The 18,711-nt window shown below is 37.3% G+C and carries 17 protein-coding genes and 1 pseudogene; 7 read left to right on the plus strand and 11 right to left on the minus strand.

Annotation, left to right across the window (positions count from 1 at the left end; translation table 11 throughout):
* Positions 1–87 precede the first annotated feature (87 nt).
* The gene (locus QZU83_RS03795; RefSeq protein ID WP_295609795.1) at positions 88–1,389 is read right to left on the minus strand and encodes a TrpB-like pyridoxal phosphate-dependent enzyme; all 1,302 of its coding nucleotides are present in this window, start codon (positions 1,387–1,389) and stop codon (positions 88–90) included.
* Between the two features lie 91 nt (positions 1,390–1,480).
* Between QZU83_RS03795 and QZU83_RS03800 the strand changes: the two genes are divergently transcribed.
* Positions 1,481–2,512 carry a DUF1786 domain-containing protein gene (locus QZU83_RS03800; protein ID WP_295609796.1) on the plus strand — a complete coding sequence of 344 codons (1,032 nt, stop codon included), beginning with the start codon at positions 1,481–1,483 and terminating at the stop codon, positions 2,510–2,512.
* 1 nt (position 2,513) lies between these two features.
* The gene (locus QZU83_RS03805) at positions 2,514–3,173 is read left to right on the plus strand and encodes a PHP domain-containing protein (protein WP_295609798.1); all 660 of its coding nucleotides are present in this window, start codon (positions 2,514–2,516) and stop codon (positions 3,171–3,173) included.
* Positions 3,174–3,179: 6 nt separating this feature from the next.
* Here the strand turns inward: QZU83_RS03805 and albA are convergent, their stop codons facing one another.
* From albA to QZU83_RS03835, 6 genes are all read right to left on the minus strand, one after another.
* Positions 3,180–3,455, minus strand: a complete 276-nt coding sequence (albA, locus tag QZU83_RS03810) for a DNA-binding protein Alba (RefSeq protein WP_295609800.1) — start codon at positions 3,453–3,455, stop codon at positions 3,180–3,182.
* A gap of 209 nt (positions 3,456–3,664) precedes the next feature.
* Positions 3,665–5,188, minus strand: coding sequence for a 2-isopropylmalate synthase (locus QZU83_RS03815; protein WP_394350258.1), 1,524 nt, complete (start codon positions 5,186–5,188; stop codon positions 3,665–3,667).
* An 85-nt stretch (positions 5,189–5,273) separates the two neighbouring features.
* Complete coding sequence (locus tag QZU83_RS03820; RefSeq protein WP_295609803.1) at positions 5,274–6,479, minus strand: PQQ-binding-like beta-propeller repeat protein; 1,206 nt, start codon at positions 6,477–6,479, stop codon at positions 5,274–5,276.
* Positions 6,480–6,490: 11 nt separating this feature from the next.
* Entirely contained in the window at positions 6,491–7,645 is a 1,155-nt protein-coding gene (locus QZU83_RS03825; RefSeq protein ID WP_295609804.1) for an ABC transporter permease, read from the minus strand.
* Complete coding sequence (locus tag QZU83_RS03830) at positions 7,632–8,681, minus strand: ATP-binding cassette domain-containing protein (RefSeq protein ID WP_295609805.1); 1,050 nt, start codon at positions 8,679–8,681, stop codon at positions 7,632–7,634. Before QZU83_RS03830 ends, QZU83_RS03825 begins: the two co-directional genes overlap by 14 nt.
* Positions 8,665–9,078: a PadR family transcriptional regulator gene (locus tag QZU83_RS03835; protein ID WP_295609807.1), complete on the minus strand. Its 414-nt coding sequence runs from the start codon at positions 9,076–9,078 to the stop codon at positions 8,665–8,667. The genes QZU83_RS03830 and QZU83_RS03835 overlap by 17 nt, the downstream gene beginning before the upstream one ends.
* Positions 9,079–9,145: 67 nt before the next feature.
* Between QZU83_RS03835 and QZU83_RS03840 the strand changes: the two genes are divergently transcribed.
* A complete protein-coding gene (locus QZU83_RS03840) occupies positions 9,146–9,859 on the plus strand; it encodes a sugar phosphate isomerase/epimerase (protein WP_295609809.1) in 714 nt (237 codons plus the stop codon).
* 75 nt (positions 9,860–9,934) lie between these two features.
* Here QZU83_RS03840 and QZU83_RS03845 read toward each other — a convergent pair whose 3' ends face one another.
* A complete protein-coding gene (locus QZU83_RS03845; protein ID WP_295609811.1) occupies positions 9,935–10,729 on the minus strand; it encodes an HAD family hydrolase in 795 nt (264 codons plus the stop codon).
* A gap of 191 nt (positions 10,730–10,920) precedes the next feature.
* Between QZU83_RS03845 and QZU83_RS03850 the strand changes: the two are divergent.
* From QZU83_RS03850 to QZU83_RS03860, 3 genes and pseudogenes are all read left to right on the plus strand, one after another.
* Positions 10,921–12,211, plus strand: a pseudogene (locus QZU83_RS03850) (amidase family protein).
* Between the two features lie 198 nt (positions 12,212–12,409).
* Positions 12,410–13,903, plus strand: a complete 1,494-nt coding sequence (locus tag QZU83_RS03855; protein WP_295609812.1) for a cobyrinic acid a,c-diamide synthase — start codon at positions 12,410–12,412, stop codon at positions 13,901–13,903.
* Positions 13,903–14,316 (plus strand): hypothetical protein, encoded by a 414-nt coding sequence (locus QZU83_RS03860; RefSeq protein ID WP_295609814.1) that lies wholly within the window; start codon positions 13,903–13,905, stop codon positions 14,314–14,316. Before QZU83_RS03855 ends, QZU83_RS03860 begins: the two co-directional genes overlap by 1 nt.
* Here the strand turns inward: QZU83_RS03860 and ribB are convergent, their stop codons facing one another.
* Positions 14,317–15,000 (minus strand): 3,4-dihydroxy-2-butanone-4-phosphate synthase, encoded by a 684-nt coding sequence (gene ribB / locus QZU83_RS03865; RefSeq protein WP_295609816.1) that lies wholly within the window; start codon positions 14,998–15,000, stop codon positions 14,317–14,319.
* 146 nt (positions 15,001–15,146) lie between these two features.
* On the minus strand, positions 15,147–15,521 hold the full coding sequence (locus QZU83_RS03870) for a CTP-dependent riboflavin kinase (protein WP_295609818.1): 375 nt from the start codon (positions 15,519–15,521) through the stop codon (positions 15,147–15,149).
* Between the two features lie 227 nt (positions 15,522–15,748).
* Here QZU83_RS03870 and tfrA point away from each other — a divergent pair, with 227 nt between their 5' ends.
* Positions 15,749–17,392 carry a fumarate reductase (CoM/CoB) subunit TfrA gene (gene tfrA, locus QZU83_RS03875; RefSeq protein ID WP_295609820.1) on the plus strand — a complete coding sequence of 548 codons (1,644 nt, stop codon included), beginning with the start codon at positions 15,749–15,751 and terminating at the stop codon, positions 17,390–17,392.
* Here the strand turns inward: tfrA and QZU83_RS03880 are convergent.
* Positions 17,385–18,689 carry an amidohydrolase family protein gene (locus QZU83_RS03880; RefSeq protein WP_295609822.1) on the minus strand — a complete coding sequence of 435 codons (1,305 nt, stop codon included), beginning with the start codon at positions 18,687–18,689 and terminating at the stop codon, positions 17,385–17,387. The two genes, tfrA and QZU83_RS03880, sit on opposite strands and share 8 nt — an antisense overlap.
* Positions 18,690–18,711: the final 22 nt, after the last annotated feature.

An 18,711-nucleotide genomic window follows, 5' to 3' on the forward strand; every position in this document is an offset into this window, starting at 1 on the left:
CACTTAAAAATTATTAGTTATAAGTTATAACAAAAAATAATAAGTTATAAGTTATAAGTAAAATGAAACAAAAAAAATAAAGAAGGATTATTTAGCGTTTTGCATAGTTCCTTCAAAATAACTAGCATATCCTTTCAAGTCAAGCATTCCATGACCAGAGAAGTTTAAAACAATAGTCTTTTCTTCACCGGTTTGTTTGCATTTGATAGCTTCATCAATAGCAACTTTGATTGCATGTGTTGTTTCTGGAGCTGGTACAATACCCTGATTGCGTGCAAAGGTAATACCCGCATTGAAACAGTCCACTTGATGAGCTGATCTAGGCTCAATATAGCCTTCCTTGGTTAAAAGGGAAACGATAGGTGACATACCGTGATATCTTAAACCTCCTGCATGAACGGAAGGAGCAACAAAATCGTGACCTAAGGTAAACATCTTAAGCATAGGGGTAAACTCATTGGTATCTCCAAAGTCATACTCATAGGAACCTTCTGTTAATGTTGGACATGCACTAGGCTCTACTGCAATAAACTGAGTATCTGAATTTCCGTCAATCTTATCCTTAATGAACGGGAACAGGGATCCTGCCAGGTTACTACCACCGCCGGCACATGCAATCATTACGTCAGGTTCCTCTTCAGCAATTTCAAGCTGTGTCTTTAATTCCTGACCGATTACAGTCTGGTGAAGCATAACGTGGTTTAAAACACTTCCCAAAGAATATTTGACGTTTTCATTTTCCAAAGCCTCTTCCATAGCTTCGGAAATTGCTACACCTAAAGAACCTGGATGGTCAGGAGTATCGGCTAATATTCCACGGCCGACCTTGGTGTTTTCACTAGGTGAAGCGAAGATTGTGCTGTCATAAATGTGCATGATGTTTTTCCTGTCAGGCTTTTGGTTGAAAGAGACCTTAACCATATAAACAGTACATTCAATGTCAAGGAGGTTACATGCCAAGGACAATGCTGTACCCCACTGGCCTGCTCCGGTTTCAGTGGTTAATCTTTCAACACCTTCCTTTTTGGCAAAATATGCCTGAGGAATAGCAGAGTTTAACTTATGAGAACCTGTAGGTGAGGAATCTTCCCTTTTGAAATAAATTTTAGCAGGAGTATTCAAATATTCCTCGAGCTTATTTGCCCTCACCAAAGGAGAAGGTCTTCCCATTTCCATATACAGTTCGCGAACTTCTTTTGGTATAGAAATATAGCGGTCAGTAGCAAATTCCTGTTCTAAGGCCGCTTTTGTAAAAGCCAATTGTAAAGAAGAAATCTGATCCTTGCCTTCACTGTTTTTAGGAGCCGGCAGTTCAACTGGTAAATCGGCAAGCATATTATACCATTGTTTCGGCACTTCGTCTGATGATAATTCAATTTTATAAGTCATGATTATAGTTTAATATAATGTACTATTTAAAGCTTTGTTGTACAAAAATGTACACTGTAATTATTAATAGGATAAAAAACAATTAAAGAATATGAGAATTTTAGCTATTGATGTTGGAACCGGAACACAGGACATGATGATTTATGATACTCAAAAGGAACTGGAAAACTCAATAAAACTGGTTTTGCCATCTCCACACCTTTATATATCCCAAAAGATAAGGGAAATAGAAAATGACCTATATTTCGATGGAGAAATAATGGGTGGAGGAAAAATAAAAAAAAGCCTTTTGGAACATATGGAAAAGGGATATAAAGTAGTTATGGAACCGACATGCGCTAAAACAATCAGGGACAACATAGAACAGGTCAAGGCTATCGGAATAGAAATCGCCGATGAAACTAAGGACTACAAGGATTATACTAAAATAACACTTGGCGACATCAACATAACAAAGCTGTCCGAATTTCTGCTCGGATATGACCTGGAATTCGATTTCGACAAAATAGCCATTGCTGTCCAGGATCACGGATATAATGAAAATATGGGCGACAGGGATTTCAGATTTGAAAAAATAAGAGAAAAGGTAAATGAGCCTATTTCACCATTGGAATTTGGATTCAGTGATGATGTGCCTGAATATTTCACAAGAATGCAGGCGGTCAGAAGACAAATCAGAAACGAAGGCATAGAAGAGGTTCCTTTAGTGATGGATACCAAATTCGCTTCAATAGCCGGAATGTGTTTTGATGAGGAAGCGAAAAAATTAAACAGTTTTATAGCAATTGATATAGGAAACGGACACACCACAGCAGCATCAATAGAAAACGGCAAAATTCAGGGAGTGTTCGAGCATCACACTTCAAGCCTGACCGGTGAATCACTTGAAAGATACATCAAACGTTTGGCATCAGGAGAAATAACCCATGAGGAAGTCCATGAGGACCATGGTCATGGAGCGCACGTATTGAATCCAATATCAAAAATCGAAAAGGTTATTGTCAGCGGTCCCAAAAGGGAACTGATAGAAAAAACAGGACTTGACTGGCATCATGCAGCTCCCGGAGGAGATGTGATGATGACAGGTACTGTAGGATTAATAGAAACTGCACTGGGAAGATAAAATGTTTAAGATGGACTCACACATACACAGCGAGTATTCACCTGACTCACATTCAAAAATCGATGACATTATAAAAGTTGCACAGAAGAGAAACATTGACATAATTGCAATCAGTGATCACAATACAGTAGATGGAACCAGTGAAGTTGTGAAAAAAACAAGAAATACAGATATACTTGCCATACCATCTGTTGAAATTTCATCAAGTGAAGGCCATATTCTTGGTTTTGGGTGCGAGGAAAATGTACCCCGTGACCTGTCACCACAAGATACCATAGACAGAATTCATGATTTAGGAGGTCTTGCAATTATACCTCACCCTTACTGTTTTTACAGACACGGTCTGCTGCACAAGACAGACTATAAGACCCTAAAAATCGATGCCATCGAAACAAAAAATGCAAGATTCATTGTTGGTTATTGCAACAATAAAGCTAAAAAATTATCCAAAAATGAACATATTTCAGAACTAGGTGCAAGTGATGCACATTATTATAAATTCGTTGGCGATTGTTATAGTATGATACATTGTGAAAAAGATATCGACAGTGTATTGAAAGCAATAAAAAAAGGGAAAACTGAAGCTTGTGGAAAGGGAACATCAAATATTTTGCTTTCCAAATACCTGTTTGAGAAGAATATATTAAAGAAATTTGATTAAAAAGAGTTATTCGCTCTTTTCAATTAAAATTTCTATTATTGAGACATTAGTTTTTTCATTATTGTAATTTTCTATCTCTTCTGTTGAAATTCTAATGTCTGTAACATCGGCATCAGGTACGAACCTATTTCTTACAATTTCAGCAGCATCAACAGCACGACTAATAGCTTTTCCTCTAGCTCTAAGTAAAACGCTAGTTGAACCTTCATTAAACTGTGTGACGACAGCTAAAACATAATTCATAACAGGTTTGCTACCTACAAAAATTGTATTATTCTCCATTTTTAAGTCACCATATTAATATTTGTGGACGATGTATATAAAATTTTACATGCCTATAATTAAACAAAAAAAAATAAAATAATGAATATTTTATAATATTGAAACAAAATATGAAAGATATATTAGAAAAAATAATAAAACATGAAGATATAGGTAAAAATGAATTAAAAAAAATGAAAAATTAAATAAAAATATGAAAAAAGAGTATGTTATTGTGCTCTTTGGATAAGCAATAATTTATTTATGGAATCGAGAACGGCCAGAATACTTGCCATTACAATGTCCTGATTGGTTGACCTTCCCGTTGACTTGTTGCCGTGAGAATCTGAACTTATTACGAATACTTCGGCCAGCGCATCGGTACCTCCTGTAATAGCTTCCAAATTATATTCCTCCAGTTCTATATCCATAGTCCCCTGAATCAATTGCCTTATAGCATTTAATGCGGCATCGACAGGACCTACACCGGTGCTTGCGGTTTCACTTTCCTCACCATCAATTTCCAATTTTACTGTAGCGGTAGGGGAAACGTTTGCGCCCATTGAAATGCTCAATCCCTTAATTACAATCGGAGTTTCACGGGCGGAAGACAATTCAGTAATAGCTATAGCCACCAAATCATCATCAGTGACACATTTTCCGCTGTCGCCCAATGACTTGATTTCATCGAAGACCTTGCAGAACTGATCATCATCCAAATCAATGTGATATTCCTTAAGTTTGGACTTCAATGCATTGGCTCCAGTATGTTTTCCCAAAACAATGCGTCTTGAGTGTCCGACCATTTCAGGTGACATCGGTTCATAAGTAGAGGAATTGTTTAGAATTCCATGAACATGAATGCCTGATTCATGGGCAAAGGCATTGTCACCTACTATAGGCTTGTTGACAGGCATCTTAACACCAGTGAAACGACCGACAAGATTTGACAAGCTGTACAATCTTGTAGTGTCGAGACCCAAATCTATGCCGTAGGCTACCTTCAGAGTAACGACCAGCTCCTCCAGTGAACAGTTACCTGTACGCTCTCCCAGACCGTTGACAGTAACATGAGCCTGATTGGCACCGCATTCGATAGCTGTAAGAGTGTTTGCAGTTGCAAGTCCGAAATCATTGTGGAAATGCACACTAACAGGAGCATTAAAGTTATTTTTAATATCAGTGATTAGCTCACGGGTTAAAACAGGTGTCAGTACCCCTACAGTATCCGGAACATCCAGGAAATCTGCCTTTGCGCTTACAACCTCTCTGTAAATGTCAAACAGGAAGTCCCTTTCTGTTCTTGTGGCGTCTTCTGCTGAAAACTCAACAGTCAAACCGTGATCCTTGGCATATTCGACTGCATCAACGGCGGTTTGAATAACCTTTTGCCTGTCCATCTTGAGCTTGTAATCGCGATGCAATGGGGAAGTACCAATAAAAGTATGAACATATTCCAAATCGGCATCTAAAACTGCATCAATATCATTTTTTAGAGAACGTGCCAAACCGACAAGAGTGGAATCCAAATCCATGGACTTGATTTTTCGAGCGGATTCAACTTCTCCTTTGGAAGAAGCCGGAAAACCGACTTCAATCTTATCAACACCCAAATTATTGAGTTTTTGAGCAATCTGAATCTTTTCATCAACAGTCAAAGCAACACCCGGTGTCTGCTCGCCGTCCCTTAATGTTGTGTCAAAAATATAAATTTTTTCGGCCAAATTCATATCTTTCATTTTGAGATTTTCCATTTCATTCATAGTAATACTTCCCTTTTATGATTATTTAACAATGAAAATTAATAAATCTATTCAAAAAAAATAGAAAGGTAGAAAATTATTTCCTACCCCTAACCTTTCTTATAACGACAATAGCTATTACAATAACGATTATCAAAACAGCTAAAGACATGTACATCTGTGTTGAACCCGGCACCTCATGTTTGTCGATATTCAGGGAGTAGAGATTTCCTGAATCGTCACCGAAAAACAGGCTGTTGCCATTAATGACCGGTGAAGAGGTAATAGGTGAGTTAAATAAAACTGTACCCGGATTATAGGAGAATGCCTCCTGGCCGGTGTATTTATTCAACACGTACAGATATCCGTTGCTGCAACCAAATGCAATCAAATTGTCTTTTAAAGCGGGTGTGGACTGTATCTTATTTCCTAAGGAATTACTCCACTTTATAGTTCCGTCACGAATATCCAGACATGTTAGATTGCCTTCATCAGAGCCTATATAGACGCTGTTGTCATGCTCATCAATAGTTGGTGAAGATAGAATCTTATTGTTCAAATCCTCTTTCCAGATAAGATTGCCGTTTGATTCATTAAGACAATAAATGTTTCCGTCACTTGATCCGAAAATTACAGTATCGTTTACAAAGCCAGGAGAGGAAATGATTTCATCACCTGTAGTGAAATTCCAATTGGAATCGCCTTTGGTGTCCAGGCTATACATTTTGCAGTTTGTAGAACCGATATATACAGAATCATTCACCACAATTGGAGAGGATTTAAGCTCGCCGTCCAATTTTTTGTTTAATACTTCAGTGCCGTTATCCTTATCAAGACCATAGAGATGACCGTCATTGCTGCCGAAATATACTACGTCCTTATAGCAAAACGGAGATGAATCAACACAGTCACAATCAAATTTCCATTCAACCGTATGATTGTTAATGTTGATAGCCTTCAAGCCGTCTTCACATCCGACATATAGAATATCGGAATTGATTATTGGTGAGGAGTTGGTTTTGGATTCCAAATCAAAATCCCACTCTTCATCGCCTGTCTCCATATTAATGGCCTTTAAAATTCCGTCACTGGATACGGCATAAATATAGTCCTTATAAATCGCCGGAGATGAATGAATAGGAGACCCGACATTGAAAGTCCAGAGATTTGTCACAAAATCTGAACTATCATCCCTGTAAGCTGCATGGTCAACTCCACCTGCAAACGAATTCCAATCTTCTGCCGCAATCGGAGACAAACATAAAATACATATAACAAATCCTATCAATAATTTTTTATTCATTTTCAAACCTCCTATACATCCCTGTTAAATCGTTTTACACCAATTATAAAGAACAATAGAGTAAAACCTAATAGAATAACTAAATCCAACCACACATCGCCTAAATTTTGTCCTTTAAGCATTATTCCTCTCATGGCATCATTTAAGTATGTCAATGGGAATATATATGCCAGTTTCTGTAAAATCCATGGCATTGTTTCAATCGGGTAAAATACTCCTGAAACAAACATCATAGGCATTGAAAACGGAAGTGAAACCTGAGCGTAATCCTCCTGAGTGGAAGTTCTTGCCGAAAGCATGATTCCAAAACCGACAAAACACAAAGCACCAACCACTAAAACAATGAAAGTCTGGAGAAATCCTCCCTTAATGCTTACATTGAACAGTAACACTGCCATGAATATCAAAATCAAAGCCCTTACCAGTTCAATTAAAAGTTTGGCAGCAATCTTACCTCCAATTACAGTGGAAACAGAAGTTGGAGTCATGAACAGTCTTGCAAGTTCACCGGTTTCTCTTTCACCTGCTATTGTGGAACCCATTCCCATCATACAGCTCATCATTATTGTCATTCCCAGAATTGCAGGAACCAGGAAGTCAATGTATTTGATATTTCCGTAAATCCTGTTAATGTGCAGGCTAATGTCATCCTTGAAATTATTCAACGAATGGCCCAAAGACGGAGTGATATTTGCATTTTGAGTGGAAACACTGGTCTGTGAAGCCACCATATTTGAAAGCCTGTAAAATATTCCCTGAGTTGATGATTCAATAATCTGTGATGCCATCTGATCCGATGAATCCAGATAAAGCGTTACTCCCTTCTGTTGGGACGAATTGTCATCATAATCCGATGGCAGTATTATGGCTGCCTTTACTTCGCCGGAATCGACCCTATGTTTAGCATCACTTAAACTGTCCATAACCTCAACAACATGATATGTTTCGGTTGATTTGATAGTGTCGAGAGTCAAATCTGTCAAATCACCATCACTTTGAGAAACGACAACTATAGGCAAATCGGTCATTTCTCCACCCATTCCATATCCAAAAAGTAAAATCATGATTATAGGAAATGCCAATATAGACACAAGCCTGGCAGGGTGCCTTTTAAGAGAAATCAGTTCCTTTTTAATCATCCACCAAAATTTGTTAGGCTCTATCATCTTCAATCACCTCTGATGTGGATTTTATGAATACGTCTTCAAGGGAAGGCTCCTCAGTATAAATTGACTTGATGATGCCTCCGGAGGATATGATATCGTTCAAGACATTCTGAACGGCCATGTCATCAAAACTGTCAATCCTTAAATTGATACGGCCATTGTGAGCAATTTCTATAGATTTGACGTTGTTGGACAGTTTGATTGAATCGATTATGCTTTCATCCTGATTTTTTAACAGCACAGACATCTTTTTTAAACTGAGATTTTCCAAATCCTCTTTGGATGATGTGTTAAAGTCGCTTTCTTCGGAAATCTTACTTAATGCATCGGTCATTTCCTGCTTATTGCTTTCCAAAAGAGCATCTTTAAGACCCTGTGGAGTGTCATAAGCAACCAAATTGCCTGTGTTAATGATACCTACATTGTCACAAAGCATATCCACCTCATGCATATCATGAGAGCATAAAATTATAGTATGACCGTTGTCGTTCAATTCCCTAATCAGATCCCATAGTGTACGTTTTGTAGTAGGGTCAAGCCCGATGGTAGGCTCATCCAAAAATAGAATGTCCGGCCTGTGAACCAAGCTTGCCACAAGAGATGCCTTTTGCTTCTGACCTCCTGAAAGTTGGCCCACACGCTTATCTTTTGCATATTTGATGTCAACGAGTTCCATCAAATCTTCTATCCTTGAATCCCTCTCGTCTTTGGGAACGCCATAATAATCTGCGCACATCTGTGAATTTTCCATTACTGTCAAATCCTTATATAAGCTGACCTGCTGGGGAACCATGCCCAAAAGGTTTCTTACCTCATCTGGATTTTTTTGAACATCATAGCCGTCGACAAAAGCCTGACCGGAAGTGGGCTGTATCAGACATGTGAGCATTTTGATTGTTGTGGTTTTGCCTGCTCCGTTAGGACCCAACATTCCAAAAATTGTCTTATCAGGTATTTCCAGGTTAAGAGAATTAACGGCCGTGAAGTTGTTGTTGTAAATTTTCGTTAGATTTTTTGTTTCAATTGCGTTTTTCATAGCTAATCTCAACTCCCGCAATATCCTTATAAAACATTAACCATGACGGATTATCGGCTATAGACTTCATGACTCTGCCGATGTGGTCCAAAATCAATAAGCCTTCCTCTGTAATAGTATAATATTTTACTCGCTTATTGTTTTCATTAATATCCCACTCCCCAACTATCAATCCGTTGCTTTCCATTTTTCTTAAGATCGGATAGACTTTGCTGGAGGTGTTTTTGATGTCGCAGTCCAAATCGTCGAAATCAAAAAACTCGTCCAGCTTTTTCATTATTCCGTATCCATGGATTTTTTCCTTGGAAATGATCCATAATATCAAATTACGGGTTAGTCCGTTGGAGAAATGCTTTATTAATTTAGTTTGACTTTCATCAAAATTTTCATCTGTCATATTTCACCTTATGTCAAAATTTGATATATGTAAACACTTATTATATTTACATTACTAATATATAAATATGAAATTAGGTTTTACGACACTGGCTTTATTTATGGAACCTAACAATGACATCATCGATTTAGCTAAAAAACACGGATTTGAAATAATAGAAATTCTTGCAGAGGGGCCATTCTTTGAAAAGGACAACGGTGAATTCAAGGACTGTGGCATTGACATGAGAATGCATGCCGCTACGGTAGACATTAATATTGCAAGTCTCAACAAGGGAATAAGAAATGAAAGTGTTAAGCAAATGATACACTGTGGACAATATGCAGAAAGCATCAATGCAAACACAATAACAGTCCATCCCGGAATAATCGGAAGAAACGAACCTCACCTTAGAAAATGGGCACTGGAAATAGCTATTGAAAGCATTGGAGAAATCATCGACAACACCAATGTTGAAATTTCAGTTGAAAATATGCCGGTTAGGGGTAAATTCCTGGGAAATACCGTTGAAGAAATCGAAATGATTCAGGATGCAACCGGATGCAGTCTGACAATCGATACCGGTCACGGAAACACATGCGGAAACATAGCTGAAATGCTTGAACTGAAAAACATCAGCTACTGTCATCTCAACGATAATGATGGTGTTAAGGATCAGCACATTACCTTAGGTGAAGGTACACTGGACTTGAATTTACTAAAAAAGATTGATACTGCTATCATAGAGCTGAATAACTTTGATAACATCCTAAAAAGTAAGGAGGTCATTGATAACTTATAATTTATTAATTATTTTTTTATAAGTTATTAGTTATAAGTTATAACTTATAAGTTATACATTTCAAAAAAAATAAATCTAAAAGTCAATCATGGTGACCTCAAAAATGTCTTCAATGACATAATCTGTCTTGTCCATCATTTTAGGAGACACTTCCTCCTGTTGCTCAATAGTCAGGACACTGACATCGGCTTTTTTAAAAGCTAAAATATCATTAAGACCATCTCCAACCATCATGACCTTATAGCCGCTATCCTTCAAGATGGAAACCACTTCACACTTTCCTCTGGTTGAAACAGTACCGAAAGCATTGTCTTCGGGAACGTCAAGCATGTTTGCAAGTCTGTTGATGGCCCCTTTTCTGTCGCCTGAAGCTATAAAAATTTCGATTCCGCGGGATTTCAATGTTTCAACAGTTTCAAAAACCTTTGGGAAAAATCTGCCTGCAGAAGTTATTGTGTATGCAACAACCCCTAGGTCCATGTCGACTATCAAAGCCGAACCGTTGCATAGCTCCATTTCTGAGATCTTTTCTTTGAGAATTTCAAATCCGTCGGTAATGTCAGAAACTGTAGTGGATGTTTCATTGTCAAGAATATCCTTGACTTCAGCCTTTGAAACCTGTTTGGTAGAAAAGCTAATGTCAAAGTCAATACCATATTCTTTAATAACATCGGAAACAAGGGTATTTTGATTCAATTTTAAAAGCTTGTTGGTATTGAATTGTAAAACAACCAAAGCAAGGGCGTCTGCCTGGTCAATCAAATCCAGGGAATTGATATCAGTGAATATATTATCATTAATAACATCCTTAATGACCCTGTACCTTTCTATTAATGTTCCTGAGTTATCAAATACGACAGCCTTTTTCATGTTTAATAATTGAAATAAAAAAATATTTAAAATTTATGAAAAAAAGTTTCCAGAAATTTTCCCTCATAATACCATAGTGCATTTCAAAAATACATATTGTCTTGAGACATTTTGCATTGAAAAAAAACAACCTATATAAACATTGAAAAATAAACTAATAATATTATAATTTACGATTATTAGGTGTTTTAATGAACGTTATTGAAAAATTGAACTCCATTAAAAATGGAGAAATGACAGCTAAAGAAAATGTAGAAGGCTTCATTAAAGTTATTGATGAAAATAACGAAGAAATTAATGCATTCATTGAATTAAACTATGAAAATGCATTAAAACAAGCAGAAGCTATTGATGAAAAAATCGCTAACGGCGAAGATGTCGGCGCTTTAGCTGGTTTGGTATTCGGTATAAAAGCAAACATTAATGTTGAAGATAGAAGACGGAATAATCATCGGTATTTTAAATATGGATGAATTTGCAGCAGGAAGTTCTACTGAAACCTCCTACTACGGACCTACACAGAATCCGGCTGCTATGGGCAGAATTCCTGGAGGTTCTTCCGGAGGCTGTGCAGCGGCAATTGCAGCGGAAATGTGTGACATTTCAATCGGGTCCGACACTGGAGGATCCATCAGAAACCCTGCTTCACACTGTGGAGTTGTAGGATTCAAACCGACTTACGGTGCAGTTTCAAGACAAGGACTTCTGGACTTATCAATGAGTCTTGACCAAATCGGACCGTTGGCCAATGATGTCAGCGGTATTGCAGTAGCATTAAATACCATTGCAAAATACGATGAAACCGAATGTACCACACTTGACTGGGAAAAACCTGACTTTACCGAAGTATTGAAAGACACTTCCCTTGAAGGTATGAAAATAGCTGTGTGCAGTGAATTCATCGACGTTACTGACGATGAAATCAACAAAACCGTAAACAAGGCCATTCAAAAATTGGTCGACGCCGGTGCGGAACTTGTTGAAGTAAGCTTTGACTACATTGACTTATGTTTACCTACATATTACTTAATCAACTATGTCGAATTCTTCTCAGCTACAAGAAAATACGATGGTAGAGAGTACGGATCCAGAATCGAAGAAGTATGTGGAGAAGAAGTATTAAGAAGAATCAAAATAGGTTCCCATATTGCAGAAGCTGAATTCAGTGGTAAATACTACAAGCAAGCACTGAAAGCAAGATCTGTAATCAGAGGAGAAATTACCTCAATGCTTGAAAACGTTGATTTGATTGTAGGACCAACCGTTCCTAAACTTCCTCACGAAATCGGCACTGAACTTGAACCAATGGAAATGTATGCCTACGATATCCTGACAGTTATTGCTAACCTTGCCGGAATTCCAGCAGCAAGCATACCTGCAGGTGAAGTTGAAGGCATTCCTGTCGGACTGCAGATTCAGGCAAAACCATTGGATGATTTAAAAATTATTAAAGCTATGAGTGTTTTCGAAAACACTCAATAAACTCTTTTTTTTAACAACTCAATTTGAACATAATCAACATTTAAGTTGATGCATTGAATACAAAAAACAATAAATTCCATAACCGAAACCGTATTTGGTCATTATGAGAGAATGAAATTAACTTTTCTTTACACTTGAAACATACCTCTAAAATATATTATTAAAAAAATACAATAGATTATCAAGAGAGGTTACTTTATGACAAAGATTGGACTTGCATATTTGAACGGATCCGTTCCGGGATTTGAAGATTTTGGAAATCTGCCAACAGATATTGTTAAAGAAAATGGTCTTGTAAATGGTATGAAAGCTTCAGATGAGCTGGACGCACTTATTATTCCAGGTGGGACATTAATCGAATCGAACGACATTAATATGCCATTAAATACGGAAATCAGAAAAATGGCACGTGACGGAAAACCAATCATCGGAATCTGTGCCGGTTTTCAGCTACTTTCAAACCAAATCGACATCGGCAGAAAGTCACCTGTGCCTATCGTCAAGGATGGTCTCGGTTTGATTGATGTTAACTTTTCACCGCTGATTACCAGTGACCGTGTCAAGGCAAAAGTCTTCGACAACTCATTTTTAGTAAAAAACCAAAAAGAGGATGTTGACGGATTTCACACACATACCTACGGTAAGGTCGAGGGGGACGCAAAGCCTCTGTTCTATTCAAAAGTCCAAAGAATGAATTATGGAGATACCAACGAAAAAGGCGATTACAACATCTTTTCCGGAGCATGTAACGATGACGGCAATGTAATAGGTACCATGATTCATGGCATCCTGGATGAAAATCCTATTCTTGTTGAAAACCTGAAGGAACAAATAGACATAAAAGACCTCAATGACATCTACAATAGAAATCTCGAAGTGAAAAAATATCTGCAAAGTGAAGTTGGAATCAACACTGGAATTGAAATACCTGAAATTAAACCTCTCAAAAAACCGAAATACCTTATGATTGGAAGCAACGGGTCTGATTCCGGCAAGACATTTATCCTTACCGGCCTTGCAGGCGCTATCAGAAAAAGGGGTTACAAGGTTGCACTGCTGAAAGTGGGTCCCGACGTTCGTGATATCATACCGGGATTATATTTGACAAAAGGGAAGATGGAAGATTTCGCTTCAATAAAAATTGGCCATCTTGGCTGGGCTGACATTGAGTCTACAGTCGCAAAACTGAATGCATCCGACTATGATATCGTGCTTATCGAAGGGGTTATGAGTGTATTTACAGGTCTTTTAAATGAAAAAGTACCATATTCTGCTGCTGAAATTGCAATGTCATCAGACATTCCGATGATATTGGCTACAGGTGTGAACAAGGGCGGCATTGAATCTGCAGCAATAGATGTTGTTTCACATGCCAACATGCTTGAAAAATTTGGAGTTTCAGTAGAAGCTATTCTGCTCAACAAGGTATACAATGATAATATATTCGATAATGTTGTTCCGTATATCCGAAACAATACCAGTGTTGATAAGGTATTAAAGATTCCTAAACTAAAAAATGCAGATATGAGAGGATTCATTCCGGAAGTTGAAATCAGGTATGAACTGTTTACATCATATGCAATGGAATTAATAGAAAACAACTTAAATGTGGATGAAATAATAGGAATGGCACGTGAAGTTGAATTCAATAGAATCTACTCATTCGATGAAATTAAAAGTAAAGTGATATAATGGCTCTTAATTTAAGTCCCGAAAAAGGCGTTAAACTTACCAAAAAAGACAGGGGTCATGTTTTAAAGAAAATGAAACAGGGCTGGAAAGCAACCTGCCTTATTCCCGATTATATTTTTGATGAAAACGGCAATGTGCAAATCGGACTGGAAAAAAACCGCCGCATAGTAAGAATCGTTAAAATATTGGAAGATGGAATACACATTGAAAAGGCCCTGAAAACCAAAACACTGAGAATCAAATGGGAAAAAATAGCTTCAATAAACTCATCAAAAGAAATCAAAGATGGTTTAGAAATACAAATGCGTGACGGAAAATACGTAACCTTCAGCATTTATAATTCCTATAAAATTAAACAGAATACAGAATTTATAGCCAATTACATAGCTAAAAAGTCAAATGAGAGGAATTAATTATTCCTCTAAATATTTATTAATGATGTCTTCGCCTCTAAGCAAGACCAATCCGTTTTCTTCTGCGTATTTGCGAGCATCAGCAACTGATGTAGCCTGTCCAGTTTCACCATCCATCATTTCACAAACTACACAAACAGGGGTAACGCCTGCCAGTTCACATAAGGCAAGACCAATTTCTGTATGTCCCTGTCTATTTTTAACAAGTCCATCTGCTCCTCTTAAAAGACATACGTGACCAGGAGATCTGAATGTTGCTCCAAACTCATCAAACCTTTCTTCCTTCATCATGATTGCCATTTCACTGATTGTCATTGCTCTGTCATGATCTGTGATACCGGTGAAAGATTTTCTGTGATTTGTCCAGATTGAAAATGATGACCTTTCATCATATGGAATGTCATTTGGTGCAAGCTCTGCAAGTTCAGGATATTTTTCTGTTGCCGCTTTCATGATGTCCACCATAAATGGCAAGTGAATAGCATCACAGAAATCAGCATGCAAACAATTGCAGATTAAACCGCCTGCATCATTTCTCATGGTTGCAACTGATTTAGGGGTTACAAATTCAGAAGCGATAATCATGTCAACTTCCCCTTCCCTATCATCATCATCAAAAACAAGTACGAATTCACCATTTCTAATAGCTTCTAAAGCTTCATCTAAGTTTGTTTCTTGATTCATAGTAATATCTCCTTATTTACTAGAACCAGGGCTAAAAATAACTACAATCTATTACTTCTCTTCCATCCCGGTGGAGAATTTCACTCCGCCCTGAGAACGTATTATCAAATATATTTATCATGTATAAAATACTTTGCGGTAAAAATCTAAAATTCGAGAGAAATTATGTCTCCGTCATTAAGGTTCAATTCATCCCTTAATTTTTTTTCAGAAATAACTTCCAGATAATTAACTTCATGAGTGGTTTTTGCAGGAAATACAATAGCACCATCGATAATGCCATTTATTTTAGCTTCAACGTATTTCACGGCACCAAAATCTTCATCAGGTTCTATTATATTTTCACAGTTATCCTTAATCTCATTGATTTCATCAAGATGATCTTCACTTACCATTACATTCAAAGTTCCGGGAAATGGAACAAAACCCAGATTTTTTTTAAATTCGTTTGTGTAGAATTCCTGCGAGAGAAAAAATTCCGCCTTTCCCATACCGGATGCAACTTTACCCTCAATTTTCATTAAATAACCCCTAATTAAATTAAATGATACTAAATGTTAATGTAAAAATTTTAACTATATTTTTAATTTAATGATAGTATCTAAAATTATACTGAAATTTAAATTAAGAAATATAGATTCAATAATATAAGTTAAACATTTTATATTAATAAATATTTTTGAAGAAAATATATTTAAAAATCAAATTATAAAGTATTACTATAATAAAATTTTACAGGGTAATAGAAATGGAAATAAAAACTATCTCAGCAGACGTGTTAATTATAGGATCTGGTGGAGCGGGTTCAAGAGCAGCTATTGAAGTTGATGATGCAGGTTTAAAGCCACTAATTGTATCTAAAGGTCTTTCATTTAGGTCCGGCTGTACCGGAATGGCCGAAGGAGGATACAATGCCGTTTTCAAAACAGTCGACAAGGACGATTCAATAGAGGCTCACTTTAACGACACACTTAAAGGCGGAAGCTATCTTAACGATAAGAAACTTGTTGAAATTCTTGTAAACGAATCACCGAAAAGACTTATAGACCTTGAAAACTACGGTGCATTGTTCGACAGACAGGAATCCGGTGATATAGACCAAAGGCCTTTCGGTGGACAGACATACAGAAGAACCTGCTATCAGGGAGATAGAACCGGTGCAGAATTGCTGAATGCTCTTAAGGAGGAAATCATCAGAAGAGACATTGAATGCATTGAGGAAGTGATGATTACATCCTTAGTAACCGACGGCGATGAGGTGATCGGTGCAACCGGCCTGAACCTGAAGGACTCAAGTCTAATCTATTTCAAGGCAAAAGCGACCATCCTTGCAAGCGGAGGTGCTGGACAGCTATACCCTGTAACATCCAACACATTCCAAAAAAATGGAGACGGATTTGCAATATCCTATAGGGCAGGCGCAAATCTGGTAGATATGGAGCAGGTTCAGTTCCATCCAACAGGAATGGTGGCTCCGGAATCCAAAAAAGGAGTTTTGGTAACCGAAGCAGTTAGAGCAGAAGGTGGAAAACTCATAAACAAGGATGGAGAAAGGTTCATGAGCAAGTATTCACCTGAAAAAATGGAATTGTCAACACGTGATGTTGTTGCCCGTTCAATCTATCAGGAAATCATAGAAGGCAGAGGAACAGAAAATGGAGGAGTATACCTTGACATTTCCCATTTGGATGATGACTACATTGACGAAAAACTTGAAACAATGGTTTTGCAGTTTGAAAATGTGGGTGTGGACATCAAACACGGTCCTATTGAAGTAGCTCCAACCGCTCATCACTTTATGGGTGGTTTAAAAATAAATACCGACGGATCATCATCACTTAAAAATCTATTCGGAGCAGGAGAAGTCTGCGGAGGAGTTCATGGAGCAAACCGTTTGGGAGGAAATGCGCTGGCAGACACCCAGGTATTTGGAAAAATATCCGGAGAAAGCGCCTCCAAAGCCGCTGAAAATTCACAACTGAAATCCAATGAAGAACAGGTTAAAGAGGAAGCCTCAAGAATTGAAAGCCTAATTAAAAAAGGTACAATCAAACCTCATGAATTCAAAAACAACATCAAATCGTTAATGTGGGAAAAGGTAGCAATTGTACGTGATGAAAAAACATTGAATGAAGCATTAAAAGAACTGCTTGAAATGCAAAAAGAGCTGGAAAACCTTGATGTTAAAGACCAAAAGCAGTATAATACCGATTTGTTGACCGCTCTTGAAGTAATAAATATGGTGGAAATCTGTATTCTTGTTGTAAAATCAGCAATCATTCGTAGAGAAAGCAGAGGAGCACACTTCAGATCCGATTTCCCTGAAACTCTAGACGAGTGGAAAAAGAGTATTGTAATAAATAAAAATAAAATAGAATTTGAAGCTAGATAGCTTCTTTTAAATTCTTTATGGCTTGGCGAGCCTTATCATAAATTTCCTGTTCATCCAAAACAGTCAACTTTTTATTTTCCATCAATATTTTACCATTGCAGATAGTGGTATCAACATTTGAACCGTTTGCCGAATAGATTATATTGGATGTTAATGTAGAACTGTCCGGAACCATGTTGGCACTGTTGGTGTCAATCAGGATAATGTCAGCTTTTTTTCCGACCTCAATGGAACCAATCTCATCACCAAGGCCTAAAGCTTCAGCACCTTTGATGGTACCCATGGCAATAGCTTCATGAGAGTTGAGCACATTAGGATCAAGAGTGGAAACTTTTTGAAGCAAACTGGCTGTTTTCAGCTCTTCAATCAAATCCAGATTATTGTTTGAAGAAGCGCCGTCAGTACCTATTGAAACGCAAATGCCTTTTTCAATCAATTTGGAAACCGGAGCGATTCCTGAAGCAAGCTTCATATTGCTGCATGGATTATGGGAAATTTTAATGTCGTTTTTCTTGATTATTTCTATTTCTTCATCACTCAGCCATACGCTATGGGCTGCAACAACGTCGGGACCTAAAAATCCGATTTTGTCCAAGTATTCAAAAGGCCTTAATCCTTTTTCTTCACTTATATCATTAATTTCCTTTTGAGTTTCTGAAACGTGTATATGGATACCCATGTTGTATTCATCGGCCAGTTGGCGAACCTTGATGAGCAATTCCTCTGAAGCTGTATATGGGGAATGCGGACCGAAAAAGACTTTGATTCTTCCATCAGCCATGCCATTGCAATTTTCAAATAAAGTCATGTTTTCTTTTATTTCGGCTTCTCTTCTTTCTGCATCGCCAAAATCAATCATTCCATAGGAAAGAACTGCCCTTAAGCCTGCCTCATCCACGGCACGGGCCACATCTTCCATGTAAAAATACATATCTGAAAATGTGGTTGTTCCTGATTTAATAAGCTCAACAGCTCCCAAAAGAGCACCGATATAACAATAATCACCATTGAGATTAGCTTCCATTGGCCATATGTGATCATTCAACCAACTGTCCAAACTTAAATCATCAGCTAATCCTCTAAATAAAGTCATGGATAAATGAGTATGAGTATTTACAAATCCTGGAAGTAAAATTTTTCCTTCGCCGTCTATAATTTTATCAGCATTGCCTTCATCGATTTCATCTGAAATTTCAGCAATCAAATCGTTTTTAATTAAAAGAGATTGTTTTTTTTCTTCAAAATTATTAGGATTTAAAATTAATGCATTTTTAATCAATATAGTATTATCTGACATAATAACACCTTAAAAAAAATAA

Source organism: uncultured Methanobrevibacter sp. (genome assembly GCF_902771435.1).
In the GTDB taxonomy this organism is placed as follows: Archaea; Methanobacteriota; Methanobacteria; order Methanobacteriales; family Methanobacteriaceae; genus Methanocatella.

Coding starts and splice junctions, on each gene's coding strand:
- QZU83_RS03795 (WP_295609795.1), bottom strand. CDS start 1,389: ATGACTTATAAAATTGAATTATCATCAGACGAAGTGCCGAAACAATGG.
- QZU83_RS03800 (WP_295609796.1), top strand. CDS start 1,481: ATGAGAATTTTAGCTATTGATGTTGGAACCGGAACACAGGACATGATG.
- QZU83_RS03805 (WP_295609798.1), top strand. CDS start 2,514: ATGTTTAAGATGGACTCACACATACACAGCGAGTATTCACCTGACTCA.
- albA (WP_295609800.1), bottom strand. CDS start 3,455: ATGGAGAATAATACAATTTTTGTAGGTAGCAAACCTGTTATGAATTAT.
- QZU83_RS03815 (WP_394350258.1), bottom strand. CDS start 5,188: ATGGAAAATCTCAAAATGAAAGATATGAATTTGGCCGAAAAAATTTAT.
- QZU83_RS03820 (WP_295609803.1), bottom strand. CDS start 6,479: ATGAATAAAAAATTATTGATAGGATTTGTTATATGTATTTTATGTTTG.
- QZU83_RS03825 (WP_295609804.1), bottom strand. CDS start 7,645: ATGATAGAGCCTAACAAATTTTGGTGGATGATTAAAAAGGAACTGATT.
- QZU83_RS03830 (WP_295609805.1), bottom strand. CDS start 8,681: ATGAAAAACGCAATTGAAACAAAAAATCTAACGAAAATTTACAACAAC.
- QZU83_RS03835 (WP_295609807.1), bottom strand. CDS start 9,078: ATGACAGATGAAAATTTTGATGAAAGTCAAACTAAATTAATAAAGCAT.
- QZU83_RS03840 (WP_295609809.1), top strand. CDS start 9,146: ATGAAATTAGGTTTTACGACACTGGCTTTATTTATGGAACCTAACAAT.
- QZU83_RS03845 (WP_295609811.1), bottom strand. CDS start 10,729: ATGAAAAAGGCTGTCGTATTTGATAACTCAGGAACATTAATAGAAAGG.
- QZU83_RS03855 (WP_295609812.1), top strand. CDS start 12,410: ATGACAAAGATTGGACTTGCATATTTGAACGGATCCGTTCCGGGATTT.
- QZU83_RS03860 (WP_295609814.1), top strand. CDS start 13,903: ATGGCTCTTAATTTAAGTCCCGAAAAAGGCGTTAAACTTACCAAAAAA.
- ribB (WP_295609816.1), bottom strand. CDS start 15,000: ATGAATCAAGAAACAAACTTAGATGAAGCTTTAGAAGCTATTAGAAAT.
- QZU83_RS03870 (WP_295609818.1), bottom strand. CDS start 15,521: ATGAAAATTGAGGGTAAAGTTGCATCCGGTATGGGAAAGGCGGAATTT.
- tfrA (WP_295609820.1), top strand. CDS start 15,749: ATGGAAATAAAAACTATCTCAGCAGACGTGTTAATTATAGGATCTGGT.
- QZU83_RS03880 (WP_295609822.1), bottom strand. CDS start 18,689: ATGTCAGATAATACTATATTGATTAAAAATGCATTAATTTTAAATCCT.